The organism is Streptomyces sp. TM32, from assembly GCF_004122755.1.
Taxonomy (GTDB): Bacteria; Actinomycetota; Actinomycetes; order Streptomycetales; family Streptomycetaceae; genus Streptomyces; species Streptomyces sioyaensis.
The window spans coordinates 1-8552 of the sequence record NZ_SDIG01000224.1; the positions used below are offsets into that span (position 1 = coordinate 1).

Annotated in this window: 8 protein-coding genes and 1 other RNA gene; all 9 read right to left on the reverse strand. The window is 71.2% G+C overall.

Annotation, left to right across the window (positions count from 1 at the left end; all coding sequences use genetic code 11):
* Positions 1 to 183 (reverse strand): hypothetical protein (locus tag EST92_RS31875; protein WP_216849139.1); only part of this gene is annotated, 183 nt, incomplete at its 3' end.
* Positions 180 to 755, reverse strand: coding sequence for a SigE family RNA polymerase sigma factor (locus tag EST92_RS29390; protein WP_063827992.1), 576 nt, complete (start codon positions 753 to 755; stop codon positions 180 to 182). The genes EST92_RS29390 and EST92_RS31875, both read right to left, overlap by 4 nt.
* Positions 756 to 1249: 494 nt before the next feature.
* The gene (locus tag EST92_RS29395) at positions 1250 to 2410 is read right to left on the reverse strand and encodes an aspartate-semialdehyde dehydrogenase (protein WP_129283740.1); all 1161 of its coding nucleotides are present in this window, start codon (positions 2408 to 2410) and stop codon (positions 1250 to 1252) included.
* On the reverse strand, positions 2407 to 3678 hold the full coding sequence (locus EST92_RS29400) for an aspartate kinase (protein WP_093484354.1): 1272 nt from the start codon (positions 3676 to 3678) through the stop codon (positions 2407 to 2409). The genes EST92_RS29395 and EST92_RS29400 overlap by 4 nt, the downstream gene beginning before the upstream one ends.
* A 395-nt stretch (positions 3679 to 4073) precedes the next feature.
* Positions 4074 to 4736 (reverse strand): DUF5063 domain-containing protein, encoded by a 663-nt coding sequence (locus EST92_RS29405; RefSeq protein ID WP_129283741.1) that lies wholly within the window; start codon positions 4734 to 4736, stop codon positions 4074 to 4076.
* On the reverse strand, positions 4729 to 5328 hold the full coding sequence (gene recR / locus EST92_RS29410) for a recombination mediator RecR (RefSeq protein ID WP_129283742.1): 600 nt from the start codon (positions 5326 to 5328) through the stop codon (positions 4729 to 4731). The genes EST92_RS29405 and recR overlap by 8 nt, the downstream gene beginning before the upstream one ends.
* A gap of 51 nt (positions 5329 to 5379) precedes the next feature.
* Positions 5380 to 5730: a YbaB/EbfC family nucleoid-associated protein gene (locus tag EST92_RS29415; protein WP_129248874.1), complete on the reverse strand. Its 351-nt coding sequence runs from the start codon at positions 5728 to 5730 to the stop codon at positions 5380 to 5382.
* Positions 5731 to 5889: 159 nt separating this feature from the next.
* Positions 5890 to 8343, reverse strand: a complete 2454-nt coding sequence (locus EST92_RS29420) for a DNA polymerase III subunit gamma and tau (protein ID WP_129283743.1) — start codon at positions 8341 to 8343, stop codon at positions 5890 to 5892.
* Between the two features lie 45 nt (positions 8344 to 8388).
* Positions 8389 to 8487: signal recognition particle sRNA small type (ffs, locus tag EST92_RS29425), an RNA gene on the reverse strand.
* Positions 8488 to 8552 lie beyond the last annotated feature (65 nt).

Sequence of the window (8552 nt, forward strand, 5' to 3'; positions counted from 1 at the left end):
GCGGGGGTCGGTCGGGGCGGGCCGGTTGGCGTGGGGAGGGCGGTGGTGCATCGGGTCGGTCGAGTGGTGCGAAGTGCTGTGGTTTCTCAGGGTGATTGGGGTGGTCGGAGTGAGCGGGGTGAGCGCCTCGCGCGTGCCGCACGGGGCGAACGGGTCGTGCCGGCCAGACGTCGTGCCCTTCATGCCGGAGCCTCCATCGCGACGCGGAGCGCCGCGATGCCCCGCGACCCGTAGGCCTTGACGGAGCCGAGCGATATGCCCAGCGTCTCTGCCACTTGCGCCTCGGTCATATCGGCGAAATAGCGCAGCACCAGCACCTCCCGCTGTCGGCGCTGCAGCCCGCGCATCGCCTGGATCAGCTGGTCCCGCTCCAGCAGGTCGTACGCGCCCTCCTCGGCGCTCGCCATGTCGGGCATCGGCTTGGAGAGCAGCTTGAGCCCGAGGATGCGGCGGCGCAGCGCGGAGCGCGAGAGGTTGACGACGGTCTGCCGGAGATAGGCGAGGGTCTTCTCGGGGTCGCGCACCCGGCCGCGTGCGGAGTGCACGCGGATGAAGGCCTCCTGGACGACGTCCTCGCAGGAGGCGGTGTCGTCGAGGAGCAGCGCGGCGAGCCCGAGCAGGGAGCGGTAGTGCGCGCGATAGGTCTCGGTGAGGTGGTCGACCGTGGTGCCCGCTGCCATCGCGTCGTCAGAGTCCCCGCGTTGCGGAGGGATCTGGGCGGGACGGGTGGTGGGCCAGGGAGCGATCACCGGCATGCTCCCGGCCGTACGGGAACGCGGCGGGCACACTGCTGCGCCTGCCGCTGCGCCCGCTGGGGCGATGGTGAAACCGAGTACCTCTGCCACGCCTGTTGGACACGCTTCCCCCCACAAGGGTTGTACGCGCAAGGCACCGCTTTTGACGATGCATCAAATGCCCTCATGCGTACCAGCTCTTCCTGAATGCCCTAATTGCCCCGACGCGAATGCCCCGCCATCCGGGGACTCACTCTGCAGCCCGCTGATCCCCCGAGCCACCCCTGAGGGCGGCCACAAAGACGCTCCCCGCCCAACTGCCGGTTGCAGTGCGGCGGGGAGCGAATGGTCGAACAGATCGTCAGCCCAGATCAAGAGGTGGGGACCGGCGATTCGCTCACAGGATCTTCACACGCCCCACAAAGTATCTCCCAGGCGGTCGGCGCACGGCGCCCGATCCCGCCAAGTCGCGTACCCCGCAGGCCCCGAGCCCGGACCCGCGGGCCCGCGTCGCCCTACCGCCGGGGCTCCCGCCCCCGCAGCTCCGCCGCCACCAGCTCCCCCAGCTGCGCGGTGTTCAGCGCCGCCCCCTTGCGCAGATTGTCGCCGCACACGAACAGCTCCAGCGCCCGCGGATCGTCCAGCGAACGACGCACCCGCCCGACCCAGGTCGGATCCGTACCGACGACATCGGACGGGGTGGGGTACTCGTCCTCGGCCGGATCGTCGCACAGGACCACCCCGGGCGCCGCGGCCAGGATCTCGTGTGCGCCGCCGACCGTGACCTCGTTCTCGAAGCGGGCGTGCACGGACAGCGAGTGGGTCGTGATCACCGGCACCCGTACGCAGGTCGCGGTGACCGGCAGGTCCGGCAGCCCGAGGATCTTGCGGGACTCGTTGCGGATCGTGAGCTCCTCGGAGGACCAGCCGTCCTCCTGGAGCGAGCCGGCCCAGGGCACCACATTGAGCGCGACCGGCGCCGGGAACGGCCCCAGCGCGTCCCCGGCGGCCCGCCGCACATCGCCCGGCGTGGTGCCCAGTTCCGTACCGGACACCGCGGCCAGCTGCCCCCGCAAGGTGTCGATGCCGGCCTTTCCCTTCCCGGAAACGGCCTGGTAGGAGGAGACGATCAGCTCGCTCAGCCCGTACTCGGCGTGCAGCGCCCCCAGCGCGACGATCATCGAGAGCGTCGTGCAGTTCGGGTTGGCGATGATGCCGCGCGGGCGCACCCGCGCCGTGTGCGCATTGACCTCGGGGACGACCAGCGGCACGTCCGGGTCCATCCGGAACGCGCCGGAATTGTCCACGACCACCGCGCCCTTGGCCGCCGCAACCGGCGCCCAGCGCGCGGAGACCTCGTCGGGGACGTCGAACATCGCCACGTCGATACCGTCGAAGGCCTCCTCGCTCAGCGCGACGACCTCGACCTCCGCGCCCCGGACGGTCAGCTTGCGGCCGACCGGGCCAGGCTGATCCGCCCGGCCCGAACGCGGCTGGGGGGAGTCGATCAGCCGGATCTCGCCCCAGATGTCGGCCCGCTCGGAGAGGATGCCCAGCAGAACGCCGCCGACGGTGCCCGTGGCACCGACGACGGCGAGCTGCGGCCGGGCGGCCGGGCGGGCGTCCGCCCCCGCCGTGTCAGCGTGGGACGGACGGCCCGCCTCGGCCGGAATCATCGCCCGGTGCCGCCATAGACCACGGCTTCATCACTGTCGGTGTCGAGACCGAAGGCGGTGTGGACGGCGCGCACTGCCTCGTTCACGTCATCGGCGCGGGTGACGACCGAGATACGGATCTCGGAGGTCGAGATGAGCTCGATGTTCACGCCCGCGTTCGACAGCGCCTCGAAGAAGGTCGCCGTGACGCCCGGGTTGGTCTTCATCCCCGCGCCGACGAGCGAGATCTTGGCGATCTGGTCGTCGTAGCGCAGCGAGTCGAAGCCGACCGCCGCACGGGTCTTCTCCAGGGCCGCGACGGCCTTGCGGCCCTCGGTCTTGGGCAGCGTGAAGGAGATGTCGGTCAGACCGGTCGACGCGGCGGACACGTTCTGCACGACCATGTCGATGTTGACCTCGGAGTCCGCGATCGCACGGAAGATGCGCGCGGCCTCGCCCGGCTTGTCCGGGACTCCGACGACCGTGACCTTCGCCTCGGAGGTGTCATGCGCGACGCCCGAGATGATTGCCTGCTCCATCGGCTGGTCCCCTTGCGGTTCGTTGCTGACCCACGTGCCCTGCAGCCCCGAGAAGGACGAGCGGACGTGGATCGGGATGTTGTAACGGCGTGCGTACTCGACGCAGCGGTGCAGCAGCACCTTGGAGCCGGAGCTGGCCAGCTCCAGCATGTCCTCGAAGGAGATCCAGTCGATCTTCCGGGCCTTCTTCACGACCCGCGGGTCGGAGGTGAAGACACCGTCCACATCGGTGTAGATCTCACAGACGTCGGCGTCCAGGGCGGCCGCCAGCGCGACGGCGGTCGTGTCCGACCCGCCGCGCCCCAGCGTCGTGATGTCCTTCTTGTCCTGGGACACGCCCTGGAAGCCGGCGACGATGGCGATGTTGCCCTCGTCGACGGAGGTCTTGATCCGGCCCGGCGTGACATCGATGATCCGTGCCTTGTTGTGCACGGAGTCGGTGATGACACCGGCCTGGCTACCGGTGAAGGACTGCGCCTCGTGACCGAGGTTTTTGATCGCCATCGCCAGCAGGGCCATGGAGATCCGCTCTCCGGCGGTCAGCAGCATGTCGAACTCGCGCCCCGACGGAATCGGGGACACTTCCTGCGCGAGATCGATCAGCTCGTCCGTCGTGTCGCCCATCGCCGAAACCACCACGACAACCTGGTTGCCGTTCTTCTTGGCCTCGACGACTCGCTTGGCAACGCGCTTGATGCCCTCGGCATCCGCAACGGATGAGCCGCCGTACTTCTGCACGACAAGGCCCACGTGCGCTCCTCGCAACTGTCTCATCGGGAGTTTCCTCCCGGACCCCCGGAAATGGGGGTACTGCGGTCGGCTCAGTCTAACGAGCAAGCGGAGTCCGCCCTGCCAATACCACATCGTGAGACGCACGACTCACTGGTTGACCACCGTGATCGCGTTGATCACCATGGCCACCTGACTCGTGAGTTCCGCGTCCCGCGGCGGATCCACAAGGCGCACCGTTGCGCCTGCCCGGCGAGCACATGCCCGCTCCCGGCCGGTACACACGAAAACGTAACCCAGCTCACAGGCTCCGGCCACGGCGCGAGGCATCACGGAACAGCCGGCGTGAGGCGCCTCGCGCGCCCGGCGGCGGGCGACGGCCGGGGCGTGCCCGGCCGTGGCGGCCGCCCCCGGGCTCAGCTTCCCCGCAGCCCCAGCGGCGCCGCGATCTCCTCCGCCATGACCTTTCCGGCCTCCTCGGCGAGCTGCTCCTCGTCGCCGGTGACGTCACTGTCGGTGTCCAGGCCGTCCAGCTCGACCAGCGGCTGGTCGAGGCGTACGTGGGCGACCAGCGACTGCAGCGCGCGCAGTGCGGCCGAGGCGGTCGGGCCCCAGTTGGAGAGGTAGGAGAACTGCCACCACCACAGGGCCTCGCTGACCCGGCCCGCCCGGTAGTGCGCCAGGCCGTGGCGCAGATCGGTGATGATGTCGGCCAGGTCGTCGGAGATCCGGCTGGCGACCGGCTCGCTGCGCGGCACATACGGGTCGAAGACCTCGGAGTAGACGTCCACCGGGTCGAGCAGGGTCGCAAAGCGCTCGCGCAGCTCGTCGACGTCCGGTTCCGGGCCGGTGTCCGTCTCGTACCGCTCGTCGGGAACGAAGTCCTCGTGGGCGCCCAGGCGGCCGCCGGTGAGCAGCAGCTGGGAGATCTCCAGCAGCAGGAAGGGCACCGCACTGTCCGGCTCGTCGCCCTTGGCGACCTCGGTCACCGCGACGATGAAACTCTCGATCGAGTCGGAGATCGATACGGCGAAGTCGTCCGGGTCCTGTGTCGCGTTGTGCAGCGTGGCATCAGACATCGAGAAGTCTCCTCCCTTCGAAGGCCCGCCCGAGCGTGACCTCATCTGCGTACTCCAGATCGCCCCCGACCGGCAGTCCGCTCGCCAGTCGCGTCACTCTCAGGCCCATGGGTTTGATCATGCGGGCCAGATAGGTGGCCGTGGCCTCGCCCTCCAGATTCGGGTCGGTGGCCAGAATCAGCTCGGTGACGGTGCCGTCCGCGAGCCTGGCCAGCAGTTCCCTGATCCGCAGGTCGTCGGGGCCCACGCCCTCGATCGGGCTGATCGCCCCACCGAGGACGTGGTAGCGACCGCGGAACTCGCGCGTCCGCTCGATCGCCACGACGTCCTTGGGCTCCTCCACGACGCAGATGACCGCCGGATCGCGCCTCGGGTCCAGGCAGACCCGGCACTGCTCCTCCTGCGCCACATTGCCGCAGACGCCGCAGAACCGGACCTTCGCCTTGACCTCCATCAGCGCGTTCGCGAGCCGGCGGACATCGGTCGGCTCGGCCTGAAGAATGTGGAAGGCGATCCGCTGCGCGCTCTTGGGACCGACGCCGGGCAGCCTGCCCAGCTCGTCGATCAGGTCCTGGACCACGCCTTCATACACGGAACGTCTTCTTTCTCTTCTGCCGTGCTGCGTACGCTAGTTGGCTACTCCTCAGAAGGGGAGACCCGGGATTCCGCCACCGCCCAGACCCTCCGCGAGCGGGCCGAGCTTCTGCTGCTGCAACTGCTGGGCGCTGGCGTTGGCGTCCCGGACCGCCGCCAGGACGAGGTCGGCGATCGTCTCGGCCGTCTCCTCCGCGGAGTCGGTGTCGACCGCCTTGGGGTCGATGACCAGGCCCGTGAGTTCGCCGGAGCCGGTCACCGTGGCCTTGACCAGGCCGCCGCCCGCGGAGCCCTCGACGGGTGTCTCCGCGAGCTCCTGCTGGGCGGCCGCGAGATCCTGCTGCATCTTCTGGGCCTGCTGAAGCAGCTGCTGCATATTGGGCTGACCACCGGGGATCACGACGTGACTCCTGCCATACGACAACGATTGGTGCGGTAGCCCGAGCCTACGTGTTTCACGGGCCCCGCGCCCTACGCCGGAGGGAGGAGCACGGGTGTACGTCCGGTGGACCTCCGCTGACCTGCTTCGCGGCCCGTGCGGGGCACTTGTGGGCGCCCTCTACTCGTTGTTGAACTCTTCCAGCACCGTCGCGCCGAGCTCGCGGACGATCAGGTCGTGACCGCTGAGCGCGGAGTCGACGAGATCGGCGTCGTCCTCGGCCGGCATGTCGTACTCGATCGACGAGGGCGGGGGCTCCGGCGGCGTGTACGCGGGCTCCGCCACGGGCCCGCCCTGTGTGCCGCCCGCGGACGCCGCCGGCGACACGGCCTCCCGGGCCATGCGCGCGCCCTGGCTGCCGCCACCGCCGCCGGTCCCTTCGCCGCCCGCTCCGTACCGGCCCCCGGACGAGGGGGACGCGGCCGGGCCGCTCTGCTGGGGCGGGGGCTGCGGGGCGCCCTGCTGGGGTGCGGCGGGGGCGCCGCCGAAGCCGCCACCGCCACTACGGGGGGCACCTCCGGCCGGCGGCCCGGCGCCGCCCGACGGGTCGACGATCGCCTCGACCCGCCACTGCACCTGGAACCGCTCGGCCAGCACGTCCTTGAGGACGTCCTCGCTTCCGCCGTTGGCGAAGCTGTCGCGGGCGCCGGCATTGGGGAAGCCGATCTGCAGCGTCGTGCCGTCGAAGCCGGAGACCTGGGCGTTCTGGCTCAGCAGGATCCAGGTGAAGCGCCGGCGGTCCTTCACCGCTTCCAGGATGTCCGGCCACATCTGCCGTACCTGAGCGGCACCCTGCGCCGCCCCCGGGGCCGCCCCGGCGGCCTGCGGGGGCTGCTGCGATGCGGGCGCGGGCGGGCCGGCCGGCGGCCCGGACACGGCGGGGGGCGCGGACGGGGCGGGCGCCCCGCCCTGACCCGGCGCCACGGCCGTGGGCCAGCCGCCGGGCTGCCGTCCGGCGCCCCCGCCGGCCGGGCCGCTGTCGGCGCCGCTGCCCCTGCTCGTACTGCCCGGCCAGGCCCCGGGCCGGGCAGCCGCACCCGCACGGCCGCCCTCCTGCCCAGAGGGCGGCTGTGCCTCCGCCGGGGCGCCCTGCGGCGCCCCCGCGCCTCCGCCCTGCTGCTCCCCGCCGGGACCGGCCCCCGGGCCGCCGGACGACCCCGTGCCTGCCGTCTGTGCTCCCGGAGCGGCCGGAGCGGGAGCACCGCCCCCCTGGCCGGCGCTCGTCGCGCCCCGCACCGCGGCACGCGCCGCGGCCGGACCGGACGGTCCCCCGGCCGGCATCGCCGGATGCGCCTCCGGCCCCGGTACATAGCCCGCCGCGGGCCCGCCGCCGGAGGCCACCACCGGCGTGGCCCCGGGCCCGGGCTCTCCCCCGGAGCCCGCACCGCCGCCGGCCCCGCCCAGCAGCGCGGCACCCGCACCGCGCTCCAGGCGGTCCAGCCGCGCCTGCACCGACCGCTCGTCGTCGTACGCCGCCGGCAGCAGCACCCGCGCGCAGATCAGCTCCAGCTGCAGCCGCGGCGAGGTCGCCCCGCGCATCTCCGTCAGGCCCGTATTGACCAGGTCGGCGGCCCGGCTCAGCTCCGCCGCCCCGAAGACGGACGCCTGCGCCGTCATCCGCTCCACCACATCGGCGGGGGCGTCGATCAGCCCCTTCTCCCCCGCGTCCGGCACGGCCGCCAGGATCACCAGATCCCGCAGCCGCTCCAGCAGGTCCGCCACGAAGCGCCGGGGGTCGTTGCCGCCCTCGATGACCCGGTCCACGACCTCGAAGGCCGCCGCGCCGTCCCCCGCGGCGAAGGCCTCCACGATCGAATCCAGCAGCGACCCGTCGGTGTACCCCAGCAGCGCCGTCGCCATGGCATATGTCACACCGTCCGCACCGGCGCCGGCGAGCAGCTGGTCCATCACGGACATCGAGTCCCGCACCGACCCGGCGCCGGCCCGCACCACCAGCGGCAGCACCCCGTCCTCGACCGGGATGTCCTCCCGCCCGCACACCTCTGCCAGGTACTCCCGCAGCGTCCCCGGCGGCACGAGCCGGAACGGGTAGTGATGCGTACGCGACCGGATCGTCCCGATGACCTTCTCGGGCTCGGTGGTCGCGAAGATGAACTTCAGATGCTCCGGCGGCTCCTCGACGACCTTGAGCAGGGCGTTGAAGCCCGCCGAGGTCACCATGTGCGCCTCATCGATGATGTAGATCTTGTAGCGGCTGCTCGCCGGCCCGAAGAAGGCCTTCTCGCGCAGCTCACGGGCGTCGTCCACGCCACCGTGCGACGCCGCGTCGATCTCGATCACGTCGATCGAACCCCGGCCGTTCCTGGCCAGGTCCACACACGACTGGCACGTCCCGCAGGGAGTGGGAGTGGGACCTTCCTCACAGTTGAGGCAGCGCGCCAGGATCCGCGCACTCGTCGTCTTGCCGCACCCACGCGGCCCACTGAACAGATAGGCGTGATTGACGCGATTGTTCCGCAATGCCTGCTGCAGCGGATCGGTCACGTGCTCTTGCCCGATGACCTCGGCGAAGGTCTCGGGCCGGTAGCGGCGGTACAGCGCAAGGGACGACACGCATACGACGATATCGGGCCCCACTGACAACCGACCGGCCCCACAAACGCAAGCGCCCCCCACGCACCCGCCAGAGCCGACCTACCCTTGCTGCCTTCCGGCCCTGGGGGAGTTCAGTCAGATAGCGCCACGTGAGGGGCTGCGCACCACAGTAGCTGATTCCCCGCCCGAGAAACGACCCGTACCGCCACTGTCTCTTATACACATCT